16 protein-coding genes are annotated in these 17,124 nt (G+C 69.4%); 8 read left to right on the top strand and 8 right to left on the bottom strand.

Annotation, left to right across the window (positions count from 1 at the left end; translation table 11 throughout):
- The first annotated feature begins 4 nt into the window (after positions 1–4).
- Positions 5–616: a hypothetical protein gene (locus tag AB0J16_RS40160; protein WP_358549952.1), complete on the top strand. Its 612-nt coding sequence runs from the start codon at positions 5–7 to the stop codon at positions 614–616.
- On the opposite strand, the gene AB0J16_RS40155 is transcribed toward AB0J16_RS40160, so the two are convergent.
- Positions 596–1,897 (bottom strand): MFS transporter, encoded by a 1,302-nt coding sequence (locus AB0J16_RS40155; RefSeq protein WP_358549950.1) that lies wholly within the window; start codon positions 1,895–1,897, stop codon positions 596–598. The genes AB0J16_RS40160 and AB0J16_RS40155 overlap by 21 nt on opposite strands.
- A gap of 257 nt (positions 1,898–2,154) precedes the next feature.
- On the opposite strand from AB0J16_RS40155, the gene AB0J16_RS40150 reads away from it, so the two are divergent.
- Entirely contained in the window at positions 2,155–2,862 is a 708-nt protein-coding gene (locus AB0J16_RS40150) for a hypothetical protein (RefSeq protein ID WP_357951519.1), read from the top strand.
- A 93-nt stretch (positions 2,863–2,955) separates the two neighbouring features.
- Here AB0J16_RS40150 and AB0J16_RS40145 read toward each other — a convergent pair whose 3' ends face one another.
- Positions 2,956–3,978, bottom strand: coding sequence for a LacI family DNA-binding transcriptional regulator (locus AB0J16_RS40145; protein ID WP_357951517.1), 1,023 nt, complete (start codon positions 3,976–3,978; stop codon positions 2,956–2,958).
- 148 nt (positions 3,979–4,126) lie between these two features.
- Here AB0J16_RS40145 and AB0J16_RS40140 point away from each other — a divergent pair, with 148 nt between their 5' ends.
- The 5 genes from AB0J16_RS40140 to AB0J16_RS40120 all read left to right on the top strand — a co-directional run bounded on the left by AB0J16_RS40140 (position 4,127) and on the right by AB0J16_RS40120 (position 9,115).
- On the top strand, positions 4,127–5,407 hold the full coding sequence (locus tag AB0J16_RS40140; RefSeq protein WP_358549948.1) for an extracellular solute-binding protein: 1,281 nt from the start codon (positions 4,127–4,129) through the stop codon (positions 5,405–5,407).
- Positions 5,404–6,366 carry a sugar ABC transporter permease gene (locus AB0J16_RS40135; protein ID WP_358549946.1) on the top strand — a complete coding sequence of 321 codons (963 nt, stop codon included), beginning with the start codon at positions 5,404–5,406 and terminating at the stop codon, positions 6,364–6,366. Before AB0J16_RS40140 ends, AB0J16_RS40135 begins: the two co-directional genes overlap by 4 nt.
- The gene (locus AB0J16_RS40130; protein WP_358549944.1) at positions 6,363–7,181 is read left to right on the top strand and encodes a carbohydrate ABC transporter permease; all 819 of its coding nucleotides are present in this window, start codon (positions 6,363–6,365) and stop codon (positions 7,179–7,181) included. Before AB0J16_RS40135 ends, AB0J16_RS40130 begins: the two co-directional genes overlap by 4 nt.
- Positions 7,182–7,183: 2 nt before the next feature.
- Complete coding sequence (locus AB0J16_RS40125; protein WP_358549942.1) at positions 7,184–8,551, top strand: cellulase family glycosylhydrolase; 1,368 nt, start codon at positions 7,184–7,186, stop codon at positions 8,549–8,551.
- Positions 8,552–8,659: 108 nt separating this feature from the next.
- Complete coding sequence (locus AB0J16_RS40120) at positions 8,660–9,115, top strand: hypothetical protein (RefSeq protein WP_358549940.1); 456 nt, start codon at positions 8,660–8,662, stop codon at positions 9,113–9,115.
- Between the two features lie 112 nt (positions 9,116–9,227).
- On the opposite strand, the gene AB0J16_RS40115 is transcribed toward AB0J16_RS40120, so the two are convergent.
- The 6 genes from AB0J16_RS40115 to AB0J16_RS40090 are packed head-to-tail and all read right to left on the bottom strand — an operon-like array spanning position 9,228 to position 16,553.
- Positions 9,228–11,030: a hypothetical protein gene (locus AB0J16_RS40115; RefSeq protein WP_358549938.1), complete on the bottom strand. Its 1,803-nt coding sequence runs from the start codon at positions 11,028–11,030 to the stop codon at positions 9,228–9,230.
- Between the two features lie 26 nt (positions 11,031–11,056).
- A complete protein-coding gene (locus AB0J16_RS40110; RefSeq protein ID WP_358549936.1) occupies positions 11,057–12,583 on the bottom strand; it encodes a glucoamylase family protein in 1,527 nt (508 codons plus the stop codon).
- Between the two features lie 13 nt (positions 12,584–12,596).
- Positions 12,597–13,418: a carbohydrate ABC transporter permease gene (locus tag AB0J16_RS40105; RefSeq protein ID WP_358549934.1), complete on the bottom strand. Its 822-nt coding sequence runs from the start codon at positions 13,416–13,418 to the stop codon at positions 12,597–12,599.
- Positions 13,415–14,293 carry a sugar ABC transporter permease gene (locus tag AB0J16_RS40100; protein WP_358549932.1) on the bottom strand — a complete coding sequence of 293 codons (879 nt, stop codon included), beginning with the start codon at positions 14,291–14,293 and terminating at the stop codon, positions 13,415–13,417. The genes AB0J16_RS40105 and AB0J16_RS40100 overlap by 4 nt, the downstream gene beginning before the upstream one ends.
- Before the next feature lie 2 nt (positions 14,294–14,295).
- Positions 14,296–15,558, bottom strand: coding sequence for a sugar ABC transporter substrate-binding protein (locus tag AB0J16_RS40095; RefSeq protein ID WP_358549930.1), 1,263 nt, complete (start codon positions 15,556–15,558; stop codon positions 14,296–14,298).
- Positions 15,555–16,553: a LacI family DNA-binding transcriptional regulator gene (locus AB0J16_RS40090; RefSeq protein WP_358549928.1), complete on the bottom strand. Its 999-nt coding sequence runs from the start codon at positions 16,551–16,553 to the stop codon at positions 15,555–15,557. Before AB0J16_RS40090 ends, AB0J16_RS40095 begins: the two co-directional genes overlap by 4 nt.
- Positions 16,554–16,697: 144 nt before the next feature.
- On the opposite strand from AB0J16_RS40090, the gene AB0J16_RS40085 reads away from it, so the two are divergent.
- Positions 16,698–17,105: a nitroreductase family deazaflavin-dependent oxidoreductase gene (locus AB0J16_RS40085; protein ID WP_358549926.1), complete on the top strand. Its 408-nt coding sequence runs from the start codon at positions 16,698–16,700 to the stop codon at positions 17,103–17,105.
- Positions 17,106–17,124 lie beyond the last annotated feature (19 nt).

Below are 17,124 nucleotides of genomic sequence, written 5' to 3'. Positions count from 1 at the left end.
CGCGGTGTCGCTCCTGCTCCTGCGGCCGCTCGTCCGGGCCATCGACTGGGCCCCACTGGCGGTGGTCACGCTCTTCACCGCCGGGCTGGTCACGCTGGCCGACTTCGGGCAGCCGCTCACCAGCGCCATGGGGCTCATCCTGCTGCGGATCTCCGGCACGCTCCTGGGCTCCGCCGCCGCCTTCGCGCTGGTCGACGCCATGTCCGGCGGCCCGGAGCCGGTGCCACACCGGCTGCGGCAAGCTCAGCGGTGCCTGCTCGCCGGCGGCGTCGCCGTCGCCGTCTGGCTGGGCGCCTTCGCCTACGTGCTGTCGAGGCTGCCGGAGGAGACCCTGTTCCCGGTCGGGGACATGCTGATCGAGGTGGGTGTCTGCCTGGGCATCGGGCTGGCGGCCGCGGCGACCGCCGTCCGGTACGCCGCCGGACGGCAGGCCGCCATGGCCGCCGTGGTCGTGCAGCTCGTTCTGGTGCTGGGCACGATCCTGCTGCCGCCGGAGGTCAGGCTGTGGCCGCCGACGTGCGGGTTCGGTCATTGGGACGAGGCGCACCGGTTCTGGCTGTTCGCGTTGCCGGTGCCGTACCTGTGGCTGGTGGTGTCAGGCCGTGACCTTCGGTGACTCGTCGGCGCGGGGACGGCGCCAGGAGCCCTTGAAGGCGGCGATCGAGAGCAGGAAGACCACCTGGCCGGCCAGCGCCACCCACAGCCAGGTTCCCCACCCGCCGCCGGCCTTCACCACCATCGGCGAGATCACCAGCAGAGCCACGATCATGACCCGGACCACCATGCCCCACAGGCCCAGTGCCGCGCCCTGGAGCCGGGAGTCGACGTCTTCGGCGTCCTCGGAGAAGTTCGCCATCCAAGGGACGTAGGCGACGCCCAGGACCAGGAACAGGATCGCGTAGACCAGGGTGACGTGACCGACCGTGGCGCTCGTACCGACGAGGCTGATGAAGTAGGCGAGCGTCGCGACCGTCAGCACGATGCCCACGGCCGTGAACGGCTTGCGCAGCTCCAACCGGTCGGAGATCCGGCCGACCACGATGACGGCCAGCGCGTTGAGCAGGATGCCCAGGGCGACGACGCGGTTGGCCTCGGCGGTCTCCATCCGGAAGGAGTCGGCCAGGATCGTCTGACCGAAGATCGCGAAGGTCCAGTAGAGCACCTGCCAGCCGGTGTTGCCGAGCACGTGGGCCCAGAGGTGCGGATGCCGGAACAACTCCTTCACCTTGCCCGGATCGATCTTCTCCTCGGAGACCACCGCCTCTTCCTGCCGCATGATCTGCGCCCGCAGGGCCGCCGACGGCTCGGCGATCTGCCAGACGATGATCCCGCACAGGATCAGCGAGACGACGCCCATGATGATCGCCTGTGACTGCCAGGCGTTGCCGAACATCGGCAGCGTGAAGCCGGCGATGAACGAGGCGAGGAAGGAGGCGCCGACCGGCCCCCAGGTCCAGAACGCGAACGCCTGCGCGCGGCCCAGGCGCGGCGAGAAGTCGCGGACGAGCGAGGCGGTGATGGTGATGCCCGCGCCCTCGATGAACAGCATCAGGCAGCGCACCGCGAACAGCTCGCCGACCGAGTCCACGGTGGCCAGCAGGAAGTTGCAGGCCGCGGTGACGGTCAGCGTGGGCACCAGGATCGTGACCCGGCCCCACCGGTCGGACAGGATGCCGCCGAACCCGGCCGACAACCCGCCCACCAGCACCGAGACGGCGGCGATCTGCCCGTAGACCGTCAGGGACATCTTCAGGTCGTCCAGCAGCAACGGCAGGATGGTGGCGATCGTCGTCTCGAAATTGGCCACCAGACTCGCCAGCACGGCGATCGCCAGGAGCCAGACCCGTCGGCGGCCGACGGGGTACACGCTCAACTCGCGGACATAGAACGGCTTCATTACCCGGTCCTTAGGGGACGGTGCGTGACTGTCGCTCTAGAACGCGTTTCTAGTTGCTGTTGAGTTTGCCGCTTTATCCAGATAAGTCAAGATTTGTGGCTATCACGATGTGATCTCGGTCACACAGCCAGCGTTGTGATTGAATCGCGGCCATTTCGCAGAACACGGGTCCCTTTATAGGCATAAACTGCGCGCCTGTGAGCCTGCCTGTACGTGAACGTTCCCCCCGGCCGGGCGGCGGTCGACACCGCCGTCCCGTGCCCACGTCCCTGCCGCCGGACGCCCCTGTCCTCGTCCTCGCGGTGCCGGGCAGCACCTCGGGCGTGGCAGCGGAGATCGCGGCCGTGGTACGCGTCGACAACCCTCAGATCGAGGTACGCCTCACCAGCGTTACCGATCTTGCCGATTCGCTCCCCTCGGGGCGCGAGTCGATCGTGGTGCCGCTGCTGACCTGGGACGATCCGATCGTCCTGGCCGAGATCGGCAAGGCCGTCGCGGCGTCCGGGTCGAACGCGGTCGTGACGGAGGCGCTCGGCCCGCACCCGCTGCTGGCCGAGGCGCTGCACATCAGGCTGGCCGAGCGCGGCCTGGCCAGGGCCGACCGGGTCCGGCTGCTGAACGTCTCCAGCCCCGTCGACGCCATCATCCTCGGCACGGTCGGCGGCGAGCGGGCCGTGCACGCCGTCCAGGCGACCGCGGTGCTGCTCGCCTCGCGGCTCACGCTCCCCGTGGTCGCCGCCTCCCTCGACAGCGATCCGGGCGTGCCGGTGGCGGCCGAACGGCTGCGGGCCGCCGGCGCCACGCGCCTGGCCATCGCCCCCTGCCTGATCGGCCACGAGGCGTCGGCGGAGGTGGTCGAGCAGGCCGCCACGGCGGTCCGCGCGGGCCACTCCGAGCCGCTCGGCGCGCACAGCGCGGTGGCCGAGCTCGTCGCGCGGGCTTACGGAAGCCAGCTCGCGACCTGACAACGCTGTCGATCCGACAACGCTGTCCGGGCCGCCGCGGACCAACCGCGGCGGCCTGAACGCATGATCCGAGCCGCCCGGTGCGGGCGGCTCTCAAGCCTCGGGCTTGACCAGTGCCGCCGTGCTCTCGCGGACGATGAGGTCCGTGGCCAGTTCCACGCGTCGGCTCTCCGGGGCCTCCCCGCGCTTCATGGCCAGGACCGTGCGCGTCGCCAGGGCGGCCATCTCCTGCAGCGGCTGGCGGACCGTGGTGAGCGGGGGCCAGGCCGACTTCGACAGCGGCAGGTCATCGAAGCCGACGACGCTCAGATCTTCGGGTACGCGCAGACCGCGCTGGCGGGCCGCCTCGAAAACGCCGAAGGCCATGAGGTCGCTGCCCGCGAAGATCGCCGTCGGCGGGTCGGGCAGGGAGAGCAGGGCATGGCCCTGGTCGTGGCCGGAATCGACCAGGAAGGTGCCTCTGCGGATCAGCGTGGGGTCCACCTCGACGCCCGCGGTCTCCAGCGCCGCCCGGTAGCCGTCGATGCGCGCCTGGCTGCAGAGCATGTCGCCCGGCCCGCTGATCATGCCGACCCGGCGATGGCCCAGCTCCAGCAGGTGGCGGGTGGCCGCCAGGCCGCCGTGCCAGTTGGTGGCGCCCACCGAGACCACGCCCGGCGCCGGCTCGCCCTCCGGATCGACCACCACGAACGGCAGTGAACGGGCGCTCAGCTGCGCCTGGACCCCGGTCGAGAGCTTGGAGGCCACGACGACCACGCCGTCCGTCCGCCGCGAGGCCAGCCGGTCCAGCCAGTCTCTGCCGGGTCCCGCGTGGGTGTGCAGGACCGACATGACGACGCTCGCCCCCGCGTCGCGGGCCGCGGACTCGGCGCCGCGGACGATCTCCATCGCCCACGGTGACTCGATCTCGGCGAACACCAGGTCCACCAGGCCCGAGGGCGTGTCGTCCTGGCTGGTGCGCCGCTGGTAGCCGTGCTCGTGCAGCAGCCGTTCGACGCGGTGGCGAGTCTCTGGGGCCACTTCGGGACGGCCGTTGATGACCTTGGACACCGTGGGGATCGAGACCCCGGCCTCCTCGGCTATCAGGGCGATCGTCACCCGCCTCTTCGCTGGCATGAGCCGGAGTCTAACCGAAACTTTCGGCCCTGAGTCGGGATCACCTCCACGATGGCTATTGACGCATTACAGAGAGGTTACTTATGCTCCGGGCAACGAAATTATCGGGGGTTTTACGAAACTTTCAGCAGCGGAGAAGGGAACCCCTATGAGGCGCAGTCTCGTACTGGTCGCCACGGCCTTACTCCTCGCCGGCTGCGGCGGTGGCGGGACCGCGGAGCCCGCACAGAACGGCAAGCCGGCCTCGGCCGCGAAAGTGACGCTCGAATGGTGGCACTTGTCGACCTCCGAGCCGTTGAAGACGCTCTGGGCGACCAGGGCCAAGGAGTTCCAGGCCGCGCATCCCAACGTCACCATGAAGCTCACCGTCCTGGAGAACGACGCCTACAAGGCCAAGATCACCACGCTCACGCAGTCGGGCAAGGCGCCCGACCTGTTCGCCACGTGGGGCGGTGGCGTCCTGAAGCAACAGATCGACGCGGGCCTGGTCAAGGACATCACCAGCGACGTCGCTCCTGTCCTGGACGGCTTCACCAAGGCGTCGCTGGCGGCCTACCAGTTCGACGGCAAGACGTACGCGCTGCCGACCGACATCGGGATGGTCGGCTTCTGGTACAACAAGCAGCTCTTCGCCAAGGCGGGCATCACCGCGCCGCCCGTCACGTGGACGCAGTTCCTGGATGCCGTCAAGAAGCTGAAGGCGTCGGGAACCACCCCGATCGCGCTGGCCGGCAAGGAGAAGTGGCCCGGCCACTACTACTGGGCCTACCTGGCCATGCGCATCGGCGGGCTGCCCGCCCTGCAGCAGGCCGGGGTGGACCACGACTTCACCAAGCCCGACTTCGTCGCCGCCGGCCAGCAGCTCAAGGCGCTGGTCGACCTGCAGCCGTTCCAGAAGGGCTTCCTGGGCGCCGGCTACGGCACCCCTGACGGCCAGGCCGCGACCATGTCCAACGGCAAGGCCGCGATGGAGCTGATGGGCCAGTGGGCGCCGAGCGTGCAGGCGTCCTCGGGCAAGGGGCTCGGCGACAACCTGGGCTTCTTCCCCTTCCCGACGGTCGACGGCGGCAAGGGCGCGATCACCGAGGCGTTCGGCGGCGGCGGGGGCATCTCGGTGGGCGCCGACGCGCCTCCGGAGGCGGTGGAGTTCGTGAAGTTCATGACCGAGAAGGGCAATCACGCCAAGGCCGTCGAGGCCGGAGGGGTGCTTCCCGTGCTGAAGGGCGAGGAGAGCGCGGTCAAGGACGCCAACCTGAAGGTGGTGGCCCAGTCGCTGGCCTCCGCCACCGGCTTCCAGCTCTTCCTCGACCAGGCGTACCCGCCCGCGGTCGGCCAGGAGGTCAACGACAGCGTGGCGCAGCTCATCGGCGGCACCAAGACGCCCCAGCAGGTCGTCGAGGCCATCACGGAAGTGGCCAAGAGCGAATGACGACGCTGACCCGGGGGCCGGCGACGTCCACGCTCCCGGCCCCCGCCTCCCCCTCCCGGGGGCGGCGGCGCGGCTGGGTGACGATCGCGCTGTTCGTGCTGCCCGCGCTGGTGCTGTTCCTGCTGCTCGTCGTGGCGCCGATCCTCATCGCCTTCTACGCCAGCGCCTTCAAGTGGAACGGCTTCGGCGGGCTGCCGACGAACTTCATCGGGCTGGACAACTTCACCCGGCTGTTCGGCACGGAGGTCTTCCGGGACGACGTCTGGCACCTGGCGGTCCTCGTCGTCCTGACCGTCGTGGTGCAGTTGCCCATCGCGCTGGGCATCGCCATGCTGCTCAACCAGCGCATCCGCGGGCGGACGCTGTACAGGCTGGTGTTCTTCGCGCCGTACGTGCTCTCCGAAGTGATCACCGGCGTGCTGTTCTCACTGATCCTGTCGCCGGACGCGGGGGTGGCCAACCGGATCCTGGGCCTGGTCGGGCTGAACTCCGACTGGCTCGCCGATCCCGACACCGTGATGCTGTCGCTCTTCCTGGTCATGACGTGGAAGTACTTCGGCTTCCACATGATGATCTACCTGGCCGGGCGGCAGAACATCCCCGACGAGCTGATCGAGGCCGCCCAGATCGACGGCGGCACTGCGTGGCGGGTGTTCTGGCACGTCACGCTGCCGTTGCTGGGGCCGACGATCAGGATCAGCGTATTCCTGTCGGTCATCTACACGATCCAGCTGTTCGACCTGGTCTGGATCCTCACCCAGGGTGGGCCCTCGCACTCCTCGGAGACGATGGCCGTCACGATGTTCGAGTTCGGGTTCAAGCGGTCCCAGGTCGGCTACGCCAGCGCGATCAGCGTGGTGATGTTCGCCCTCAGCCTCGTCTTCGCCCTCGCCTACCAGCGCTTCGTGATGCGCCGCGACCTCGAGGGCGCGACCACCAGGATGGGAGACCGCCGATGAGACGGCAGACGCTGCCCCTGCACGTGATCGCGTGGATCGTCGGCGCGTTCATCCTCATCCCGGTGATCTACGCGCTGCTCGGCGGCTTCAAGAGCACCGCCCAGCTGTCGGTCAACCCGTTCGGCCTGCCCGACCCGTGGGTCCCGGCGAACTACACCGACGTGCTCACCCAGGGCTCGTTCTGGCGGCAGCTGTGGAACAGCACGTTCATCGCGCTGGCCTCGACCGTGCTCGTCGTCGCGCTGTCGGCGCTGGCCGCTTTCGTCTTCGCCAGGTTCGCCTTCCGCGGCAGGGAGATGCTGTTCACGCTGTTCACGATGGGGCTGATGTTCCCGTTCGCGGTGGCGATCCTGCCGATCTTCGTGCTGCTGCGTACGTTCGGCCTGCTCGACAGTCCGCTCGGCGTGATCCTGACGCAGGCCGCCTTCGGACTGCCGCTGACGATCCTCATCCTGCGCGGCTTCTTCAGGAGCATCCCCGGCGAGATCGAGGAGGCGGCCACCATCGACGGCTGCTCGGCCTTCGGCTTCTTCTGGCGCATCCTGCTTCCGATGGCCCGGCCCGCGCTGGCCACCGTCTCCGTCCTGGCGATCGTCGGGAGCTGGAACAACTTCATGCTGCCGCTGGTCGTCTTCAGCGACGAGTCCGGATGGACGCTGCCGCTGGGCATCCAGCAGTTCCAGGGCCAGTACAGCACCGACACCGCCCGGATCCTCGCCTACCTCGTCCTGGCCATGGTGCCCGCACTCGGGTTCTACGCCATCGCCGAACGCCACCTGATCGGTGGCCTTACCGCTGGTGCCACGAAAGGGTGAACATGCTGCAGGTGTCCGGAAGCCGGCTCGTCACCGCCGACTCCACTCCGGTACGGCTACGCGGGGTGGGACTCGGGGGCTGGCTGAACATGGAGAACTTCATCACCGGCTACCCCGCCAACGAGACGGCGATGCGCGAGGCCGTACAGGGGGTGCTGGGCGAGGATCGGGCGGAGCTGTTCTTCGAGCGGCTGCTGACCTCGTTCTTCACCGAACAGGACGCGGCGCTGCTGGCCGGGCTGGGGGTGAACTGCGTGCGCATCCCGGTCAACTACCGCCGCCTCGAAGCCGACCAGCGGCCCTTCGAGGTCATCGAGCACGGCTTCCGCCACCTCGACCGGGTGGTCGACCTGCTCGGCTCGTACGGCGTGTACAGCGTCATCGGCCTGCACGCCCTGCCCGGCGCGCAGAACCAGCACTGGCACTCCGACAATCCCACCCATGTCGCCGCGTTCTGGAACCATCGCCACTTCCAAGACCGGGCCATCCACCTCTGGGAGGCCATCGCCGACCGCTACCGCGAGCACCCGTGGGTGGCCGGGTACAACCCGGTCAACGAGCCCGGCGATCCGAGCGGCAAGGTGATCGGGCCGTTCTACGACCGGCTGGTCAAGGCGATGCGCGCCGCCGATCCGCATCACGTGCTGTTCCTCGACGGCAACACCTACGCCACGGACTTCTCGATCTTCCGCGAGGTGTACGGGAACACGGTCTTCGTCTGCCACGACTACGCCCTGGCCGGGTTCGCGCACGGCGGGCCGTACCCCGGCTACACCCGCGGCGAGTGGTGCGACCGGAAAGAGCTGGAGCGGACCTTCCAGAAGCGGTCCCGCTTCCAGCGCGCCACGGGGACACCGCTGTGGGTGGGTGAGTTCGGGCCCGTCTACACCGGCCAACCCGAGATCGACGAGCAGCGCTACCGGATCCTGCGCGACCAGCTCGACATCTACGACGAGCACGGGGCCGGCTGGTCGCTGTGGACGTACAAGGATGTGGGGCTGCAGGGGCTGGTCCACGCGGCGGGGCCGTACCTCGACAGGTTCGGGGCGTTCATCGGCAAGAAGGGGCGGCTCGGCGCGGACCGGTGGGGCTCCACCATGGAGGAGTCGGCCGACGTCCTGGCGCCGCTGCACACGCTGCTCGACACCGAGGCGCCCGGCTGGGCTCCCTATCCGTGGGGGGCGCGATACCAGGCCGACGACCTGATCAGGCACATCCTCATCGCGCAGGCGATGCTGCCCGAGTACGCCGAGTTGTTCAGGGGGTTGTCCAACGACGACGTGGTGGAGCTGGCCGACTCCTTCGCTCTGGAGCAGTGCGTACGACGGCAGCCGCTGCTCGACCTGCTGGCCGCGAACCTGGGCAAGTAACCTGGGGCGCCGTCTTCTGAGGCTGCCTTCTGGCGACACGGCTGTGGCGTCACGCGGGATTGTCGGTGGCGCACCCTACGATGAGGCTCCTCACGGAGGGATACCCACATGCTGGACTCGCTGATCGTGCCCCTGTTCGTCACCACGGACCTGCCGCCGCAGGCGGACCTGGCCGAGTTCGGGGAGCTGCTGGCAGAGACGGCGCGGACGCTCGACCATGACGACGTGAGCTACGCCGCGTTCCTGGCGGGCAAGGTGTTCTGGCTCGACCGCCCGGTGCTGCCCCGGCAGCGGCCGCCGGCCGAGGGTGAGCCCCGGTTCGCGGCGCTGCTCGGCTACCTGGCCGCCTCCGGGACCGGGCACACCTCGCGCGACGTGGTGGCCGACGCGCGCCGGGCGATCGACGCCGCCGTCACCTCCCGCTACGGCGATGTGGGGGCTTCGCCCGCCGTGTTCGCGATCCGCGACCGCGACGTGCGGGAGCGCACCCCCGACACGGCCGTCTACGTTGGCACCCGCGACGCCGCCGCCGACCTGGTCACGGTCACCCGCCCCTACCTCTGACCCCGTCCGACGGCAGCGGCACAGGGGCCAGAGGTACGGACGCCAGACGTACAGGCGTCAAGGCGTGCAGGCGTCAGACGTACAGGCGCCAGGGGTGCAGGCGTCAGTGGCGTCAGCGCGGGGTCAGTTCGACGAACGACACGCCCGGCATCGGCAGGTTGAAGTCCACCGTCACCGCACCGCCCTCCGCCGTGACCACCGCCGCCGGGGTCAGCTCGTCCAGGGTGTTGTCCGAGCGCAGCTTGTCCCACTGGTGCTCCAGGGGCCAGTCGCCACCGCCCATCGCCCGCCAGACCGCCCCGATGTTGGAGTGCCACTCGTCGACACGGTGGTGGGTGAGCGTGTAGTCCCCGTCGAGACCCGCGACCGTCAGGGAGATCGCGCGCGACAGCTCCGGGGCCCCGTCGGCCTGCGCCTGGTTGAGCGTGCCGTTCCAGGCCAGCACCCCGACGCGTCCGTCCGCGTGCCGCGCCGCCCAGACCTCGACCCCGCCGGCGTCACCTTCGACCACGGTCGCCAGTTCCTCATCGCCCAGGCGGGTGGCCAGCGTGAGCGCGTGGAAGCGGGGCTTGCGCAGGTTGCCGACCGTCAGCAGGCCGAAGCCGCCGTGGAAGAGCCGTGGCGGGCGCCCCAGCTCCTCGAAGTGGTCCGAGGCCACCCAGTGCGACACGGCGGCCAGCCGGCCGGCCGCCGACTTCATGCCGTGCAGCAGGAACGTGGCCCCGAACGGCCCGTCCCCGATGCCGTGGAAGTGGGTCGGGGTGGGGCCCCACTCGGTCCACCAGATGGGGGTGTCCGGCATGCCGTACCTGGCCAGGGCCGGGCGCCAGTCGAGCGGGGCGTTGCCGTAGGTGTGGGTGGAGATGAAGTCGAGCTCCGCGCCCGATTCGGCGACGTGCGCGAGCAGCTCCTCCACCCAGCCGTTGGCCGCCGAGGCGGGCCCGCCGACCCGCAGCGACGGGTGCACGTTCTTCACAGCGGCGGCGCTGACGTCGTAGAGCAGGAAGTACTCCTCGGGCGTGCCCGTCCAGAAGACGGCGAGGTTGGCCTCGTTCCACACCTCGAAGGCCCAGTTCTCAATGAGCTCCTGGATCCCGTACCTGTCGACCAGGTGCTCGACCAACGCTCTGACCAGGTCGCTCCACGCCTCGAAGTCCTTCGGCGGGGACACGATCGCCTCGTAGCCGAACACCGTCTTGGACGGGTCGGCGGCCAGGTCGCGCGGCATGTAGCCGAGCTCGACGATCGGCCGCAGGCCGAGCGCCATGATCGTGTCGTAGACCTCGTCGACCTTGCCGAAGTCGTAGACCGCCTGGCCGTCGACCTCCTTGTAGACCCCGAGGTCGTCGCCGAAGATGGCGTGGGCGCGGACCGTCTCGACCCCGAACTCCGCGCGCACGACGCGCAGGGCCTCGGTGAGCTCCGCGCCGATGGGCCGGCCGCCCGTCTCGTCCTTGCTCAGCAGGTACGACAGGTGCTCGGAGCCGATCATGTACCGCCACGGCCGGGGCAGGTCGCGGGCCACGGCGGCGGCGTCGACCCGCACGCTGACCGCCGCCGGTCCGCCCGCCAGCGGAGCCGCCGGGACCGCCGCCGAGACGGGCCCGACGGTCTCCATGGAGGCGATCGCCGCGACCGTGTACGACGCCGCGCCGTGCCCTGTGTCGACATAGCGGCAGGCGGGCACGGCGGCCACGTCCACGTCGGGCTGCGACACCGCGACGCCATCCCTGTGCACCAGGTATCCGATCGCCTCCGGCACGGGCTCCCACGTCAGCGTCACGTGGCCGACGCCGGGGACGGCGCGCAGCCCGGCCGGCGCCTGAAGGCTCAGCTCGGCGGCCGGAACCGCCTGCCCCGACGCCTGGTGGATGCGTTCCCGCCAGTCACGGTGGGCGGCATCAGCCGTAGTCATCTGGGATTCCCCGATCTGTTGGAGGGTCAGTTGGCGGGAGGGACCCCCTGAACGGCCCACTCCTCGATTTCCATCACCGGACGGAGTTTCGCCTCGACGCCCGCGCCGCCGAAGTAACGGTGCAGGTCGCCGCCGGTGAGCACGTTGCCCAGGGCGGCCATGACCATGCCCTGGTCGAGCGCGAGGTACCACTTCGACACGACGCCCGAGCGGACCGCGACGGAGTCGTAGAAACCGCCGGGCCCGTAGGCGTCGAAGTTCTTGCGGATCTTGGCCAGGTTATCCATCGCCTGGGCCCGCGCGTACGGCAGAGCCAGGAAACTGGCGTGCGGAGTGACGACGCCCTCGCCGTAGGCGGTGGGTTCCGGCTGGGCCGGGCGGCAGCCCTCGTACCCGGGATCGGTGCTGGTGCGCTCCTCGTCGGAGGTGTAGCCCGGGGTGTCCATGCCGAGCGGGTCCACGCCGTACTCGCGGTAGCCGCCGCGCGGGTCGTTGGACGGCGAGAAGCCCCAGTAGCCGTACTTCGCCTCGTTCAGGCCGTGCTCGATCTGCGCCTTGACGAACACCGGGTGGTTGCGGCCCCAGCTCTTCGGCGCCCACTTCGCCTCGGGAACGACCAGGTCCGGCATCAGCGCCTCGAACATCGAGCCGCCCCAGTTCGGGACGAACCGCATGCCGCGATAGCCGTACGTGCCCTCCCAGACGTTGACGCCCAGGTACGTCTTCCACGCCCCGACCGGCTTCTGGTCCTGCCAGCCGAAGTCGCAGCCGTTGTCGGGGAAGGTCCGGTAGGGGCCGAAGTAGCTCTGGGGCGGGATCTGGCCGAGCGCGATGCCCACGTACTGGCCGATGCGGGTCTCGGCGGGCGCTCCGTAGTGGTGGCAGGTGGACCAGACCTTGGTGCCGGTGCCGGCGTAGTCGCTCTCGACCGAGCAGCCCTCCGGCTTCTGCGGCCAGAAGCCGCCGCGCAGCAGGCCGGTGCCCGCGTCAGGGCGGGCGGCCGGGTCGTAGTAGGACTTGAAGTTCATGGACGTGACCAGCTTCGAGGCCCGCGCGGAGTATCGGGGCACGGCGTTGCGGACCATCATCAGGGCCGTGGCCAGCCAGCCGTTGTCGACGCTGGAGGCGAACAGCGACACGGGGTCGCCGTTGTCGGGCCAGGTGTGGACGAGCTGGAGGGTCGCCGGGTCGTACCAGTTGTAGTACTGGCCGGTCGGGGTGTCGCGGTCCATCCGCTCCAGCGCGTCGAGCACCTTGCCGACGCGGGCCGTGGCCTCGCCGGAGGCGATGACGCGCAGGTCGCGGGCGACGAGCGTGCTCCACAGATAGGTGCCGATGTTGGTGGGCGAGGTGACCTTGGCCCTGGTCTTCAGGTCGCCGGTGACCTTGTCGGACGGGATGCCGGTGGCGGGGTCGACCATGGCGGCCATCGACCGCCACGTGTCCTTTGCGTACTGAAATAACGTGCTATTTCCGGATGAAGCGCTGGCCGGGCTGGGCACAGCGGCGGCGGCCAGCACGAGCAGGCCGGCGATCACGGCGGTCTTGCGCATGAGGGGTGCTCCTCTACTTGAGGCCGGATGTAGCGATGCCCTGGATGAAGAAGCGCTGCAGGAAGACGAACAGGACGAGGATCGGCGCGACCACGATCATCGCCCCGGCGATGAGCAGGTTGTAGTGGCTGCTCTCGTGGCTGTTGAGGATGTTCAGGGCCACGGGCAGTGTGTAGACGTCCTCCGACTGCGCCACCACGGCCGGCCAGAGGAAGTTGTTCCATGATCCGAGAAAGGTGATCAGGCCCAGCGTGGCCATCGCGGGCTTGCAGAGCGGCAGCACGATCCTGAAGAAGATCCGGAACTCCCCCGCCCCGTCCACCCGCGCCGCGTGGATGAGCTCGTCGGGCAGCTCCGCGATGAACTGCCGCATCATGAACACGCCCAGCGGCGTGATCAGCCCCGGCAGGATGATGCCGAGGAAGGTGTTGACCATGCCGAGCCTGGCGATCAGCACGAACTGCGGGATCATCAGCACGATCGCCGGCACCGCCATCTGCACCAGCACCAGCCCGAAGACGGCGTCCCTGCCACGGAAGCGCATCTTGGCGAACCCGTAGCCGACCATCGAGGAGAAGAGCAGGTTGCCGGCGACGATGACCAGCGCGACGAACACGCTGTTCGCGAACGCCTGCCCGATGTGCACCCGCTGCAGGAGCTCGGTGTAGTTGTCCAGCGTGAACGTCTCCGGCCAGAACGTCGGCGGGTCGCGCCGGATCTCCGGCTCCGGCTTGAGCGAGCTGAGCCCCGCCCACAAGAACGGCCCGACGACCAGCAACAGCCCGACGCTCAGGCCGAGATAGGTGATCAGGTTCTGCCTGCGGGTCCGCCTCACCGCGCCCTCCCGATCCTGAGCTGGAGTACGGCCAGCGCGATGATCACCGTGAACAGCACGGTCGCGGCGGCGCCCGCGTAGCCGTAGTTGCCCACGCCGAACTGCTTGAAGATGGCCAGCGAGGCCGACAGCGTGGAGTTCAGCGGCCCGCCGCCGGTCATGATCAGCGGCTCCTCCAGGAACTGCAGGAACCCGGTCGAGCTGTAGACGGTGCAAAAAAGGATCACCGGCCGCAGCTGCGGCAGCGTGACCGACCTGAACCGCGTCCAGCGCCCGGCCCCGTCCACCTCCGCCGCCTCGTACAGCTCCCGGGGGATCCCCTGCAGCGCCGCGAGGAAGACCACCATGTCGAACCCGAAGCTGCGCCAGGCCGTCATCACGATGATCGACGGCAGTGCGGTGGCCTGATCCTGCAGCCAGGCGGCCCCCTGGAGGCCGACCAGCCCCAAGAGCCGGTTGACCAGTCCCGCCTCCGGCTCCAGCAGGAACTTCCAGGCGACCGCGACGCCGATGATGCTGGTGATGTGCGGCAGGTAGTAGCCGAGCCGGAAGAACGTGGCGGGCAGGCGGGCGATGCCGGAGTTCAGCGCCACGGCGGCGGCCAGGCCGAGCCCGATGGTCAGCGGCAGCCCGGTGATGACGAAGATCGCGGTGTTCAGCGCCGCCTTGCGCATCGCCTCGTCGCCGGCCAGCCTGATGTAGTTCTCGACGCCGACCGGGTCGACGGCAAGCGGGTCGGTGACGTCCGTACTGCGCATGTCGGTGAAGCTCATGCCCAGCCCGGCCAGCAGCGGCCCGAGGTAGAACACCACGAACATGAGCACGAACGGCAGCACGAACACCCAGCCGAGGCCGCCTCTGCGAAGCAGCGTCATCACTACAGGCCGGTGCCGATCGTGTCGGCCTGCGCCTGGATGGCCTTGGCCGTCCGCTCCGGCGTCTGCTTACCGAGCGCCAGCTTCTCCAGCTCGGTCTCGAACACCTTCGCCACCTGCTCCCAGGTCGGGTACGGCGGCGGCGTCTTGGCGTCCTTGAGCTGCTCGCCGAAGACCGCGAGCTGCTTGTCCGAGGCCAGCTCCGGCTCCTGCCAGGCCGACTGGACGCTGGGCAGCGCCTTCACCGTGGTGTACCACTTGGCCTGCACCTTGGGGTCGGTGAGCCACTGGATGAACTTCCAGGAGGCGTCGCGGTTCTTGGCCTGCTTGAAGACCACCAGATCGGAACCGCCGACGAAGCTGGTCGCCGAGACCGGGCCCTTCGGATAGGGCGCGACGTCGAACTTGTCCTTGAAGTCCGCGCCGCCGTCGTTGTTCAGCACGCCGACCATCCAGGGGCCGGAGAAGAAGCCGCCGACCTCGCCCTTGATGAAGCTCTGCGGGAAGGCGCCCTTGGGGGTGTCGTTCGGGGCCAGCTTCTCCTGGAAGAGCGAGGCGTACTGCTTGAGCGCGGTCACCGCCTCGGGGGTGTCGAAGGTGTACTTGCCGTCCTTGACGATCTCGCCGCCGGCCTGCCAGATCAGCGGCACCAGCTCCTGCCAGGAGCCCTCGGTGTAGCCCTGCTGGAAGCCCTTCTTGGCGCCGCCCTTCTCCTTCAACGCCTTGGCGAACGTGTTGAGCTCAGCCCAGGTGGCCGGCGGCTTGACGCCCGCCTTCTCGGCCTGGTCTGTGCGGTAGTACAGGACGCGGGTCTCGACGTACCACGGCACCCCGTACGCGGTGCCGTTCACGTCCACGGTCTGCCAGGCGCCGGGGAAGAACGCGGCCTTGTCGATGAGGTTGCCGGGCGTGGGGTCCAGCACGCCGGTCTTGGACAGCTCACCCGCCCAGGTCGAGCCGATCATGCTGATGTCGGGGGTGGCGCTGCCCGCGATGGCCGAGGTGATCTTGTCGTGGGCGACGTCCCAGCCCATCGGCGTCACGTTCACCTTGACGCCCGGGTTGGCGCTCTCGAAGTCCTTGGCGAACGCGCCGAGCGCCTTGCCCTCCTCGCCGATCCCCCAGACGGTGATCTCGCCGGCGGCCGCGCCGGTCTTGACGTCCTGCGCCTTCTCGGGCGCCTTGTCGGCACCGCGCCCGCAGCCGGTGATCAGTATCGCGAGAGTGAGCAGACCGGCGGCGGAGCTCCGGGTCGAGGGGTTCACTTGGGTTCCTCCTGGGGGTGGTGACCGCAACTGGCGCGCAGCACCAGCTCGGTGGTCAGGACGAGGTGCTTCGGGGTGTCGCGGGCGCCGGTGATCAGCTCGTCGAGCGCCCGCGCGGCGCGCGCGCCCAGCTCGCGCATCGGCTGGCGGATGGTGGTCAGCGCCGGGCGGGCGTGGCGGGCGGCCATGATGTCGTCCCACCCGGTCACGGCCAGCTCGTCGGGTACGGCCAGCCCGAGCTCCTCGGCGGCGAGCAGGGCGCCCAGCGCCACCTCGTCGTCGGAGCAGACGATCGCCTCGGGCCGCGCCGGAGCGCGCAGCAGGGTCAGGGCGGCCTGGTAGCCGCATTCGACGGTGTAGTGCTCCGTCGGCACCGCCTCGATCGCGGCGCCGAGGACGGACCTGACCCCCTGCCAGCGTTCGTCCACGTCGTCACCCGTCGCGATCGGCGCGCCGAGGAAGGCGAAGCGCCGGTAGCCGTGTCCCAGTAGGTGCTCGGCCAGTGCGCGGGCCGAGGCGGTGTTCTCGCTGCGCAGCGTGTCGGCCCCGGCCAGCGGCTCGCGGGAGACGAACACGAGCGGCATCCGCATCCGGACCAGCTCGGCGACCAGGTCGTCCGGAACCGTGTGGCCGAACACCATCAGGCCGTCCACCCGCCCCGCGAGATCCTTGACCAGGTCGTGCACGCGGCTACGGCCCTTGGTGGACAAGATCACCACCGACCGGCCCAGCTCGGAGGCCACCTCCTCGTAGCCGAGCAGCACCTCGGTGTAGTACGGGCCCGCGAGGTTGGGGAAGACGATGCCGTTGGCGGCGTGGCGGCCCTCGGCCAGGCTGACGCCGAGGCGGCTGGGGGTGAAGCGGAGCTCCTCGACCGCCTTCAGCACCTTCTCGCGCGTCTTGGGCGCGACCGGCCCCGTGCCCCGCAGCGCGCGCGACACGGTCGCGATCGACACGCCCGCGCGCCGCGCCACCTCGTAGATCGTCACGTCCATCCAGGCTGCTCCTTTTTGTGTAAGCGCTTCCACCCGCAGCTGTGTAAGCGCTTACAGAAAGGCAGTCTGTCAGGCGTGTCAACATCTCGTACAGACCTCGTCCGGTAACGGTGCGGTTACGGCGATATGGGGTAGGCGGCAGGCATGCTCTATGGCAAGGAACACGTCCAGCGCTATCAGGAGACCGACGGCGCCGAGGGACACGACTGGAACAACACCACGACCCTCCTTCTCACCACCACGGGCCGTAAGTCCGGCAAGTCGTACACGACGCCGCTCATTTACCAGAAGCACGGAGGCGTCTGCGTCGTCGTCGCCTCCAAGGGCGGCGATCCCGACCATCCCGAGTGGTACAAGAACCTGCAGGCCAATCCCGAGGTCGGGGTGCAGGTGAAGGCCGAGAAGTTCAAGGCCCGCGCCCGCACGGCCACGGAGGAGGAGCGGCCCGAACTGTGGCGGCTGATGGCCGCCACCTGGCCCGACTACGACAACTACCAGCAGAAGACCGATCGGAAGATCCCGATCGTCGTCCTCGACCCCATCACCGGCTGACCGCTGAGCCCGCCCCGGC

Source organism: Nonomuraea sp. NPDC049750 (assembly GCF_040659625.1).
Lineage (GTDB): Bacteria > Actinomycetota > Actinomycetes > Streptosporangiales > Streptosporangiaceae > Nonomuraea.
Note: the sequence above shows the minus strand (reverse complement) of the source record. Positions and strands in the feature narration are given on the sequence as shown.

Bases quoted from the DNA above. Each gene is read 5' to 3' on its own strand.
- AB0J16_RS40155 (WP_358549950.1), bottom strand. From the start codon at position 1,897: ATGAAGCCGTTCTATGTCCGCGAGTTGAGCGTGTACCCCGTCGGCCGC.
- AB0J16_RS40145 (WP_357951517.1), bottom strand. From the start codon at position 3,978: ATGCCAGCGAAGAGGCGGGTGACGATCGCCCTGATAGCCGAGGAGGCC.
- AB0J16_RS40140 (WP_358549948.1), top strand. From the start codon at position 4,127: ATGAGGCGCAGTCTCGTACTGGTCGCCACGGCCTTACTCCTCGCCGGC.
- AB0J16_RS40135 (WP_358549946.1), top strand. From the start codon at position 5,404: ATGACGACGCTGACCCGGGGGCCGGCGACGTCCACGCTCCCGGCCCCC.
- AB0J16_RS40130 (WP_358549944.1), top strand. From the start codon at position 6,363: ATGAGACGGCAGACGCTGCCCCTGCACGTGATCGCGTGGATCGTCGGC.
- AB0J16_RS40125 (WP_358549942.1), top strand. From the start codon at position 7,184: ATGCTGCAGGTGTCCGGAAGCCGGCTCGTCACCGCCGACTCCACTCCG.
- AB0J16_RS40120 (WP_358549940.1), top strand. From the start codon at position 8,660: ATGCTGGACTCGCTGATCGTGCCCCTGTTCGTCACCACGGACCTGCCG.
- AB0J16_RS40115 (WP_358549938.1), bottom strand. From the start codon at position 11,030: ATGACTACGGCTGATGCCGCCCACCGTGACTGGCGGGAACGCATCCAC.
- AB0J16_RS40110 (WP_358549936.1), bottom strand. From the start codon at position 12,583: ATGCGCAAGACCGCCGTGATCGCCGGCCTGCTCGTGCTGGCCGCCGCC.
- AB0J16_RS40100 (WP_358549932.1), bottom strand. From the start codon at position 14,293: ATGACGCTGCTTCGCAGAGGCGGCCTCGGCTGGGTGTTCGTGCTGCCG.
- AB0J16_RS40090 (WP_358549928.1), bottom strand. From the start codon at position 16,553: ATGGACGTGACGATCTACGAGGTGGCGCGGCGCGCGGGCGTGTCGATC.
- AB0J16_RS40085 (WP_358549926.1), top strand. From the start codon at position 16,698: ATGCTCTATGGCAAGGAACACGTCCAGCGCTATCAGGAGACCGACGGC.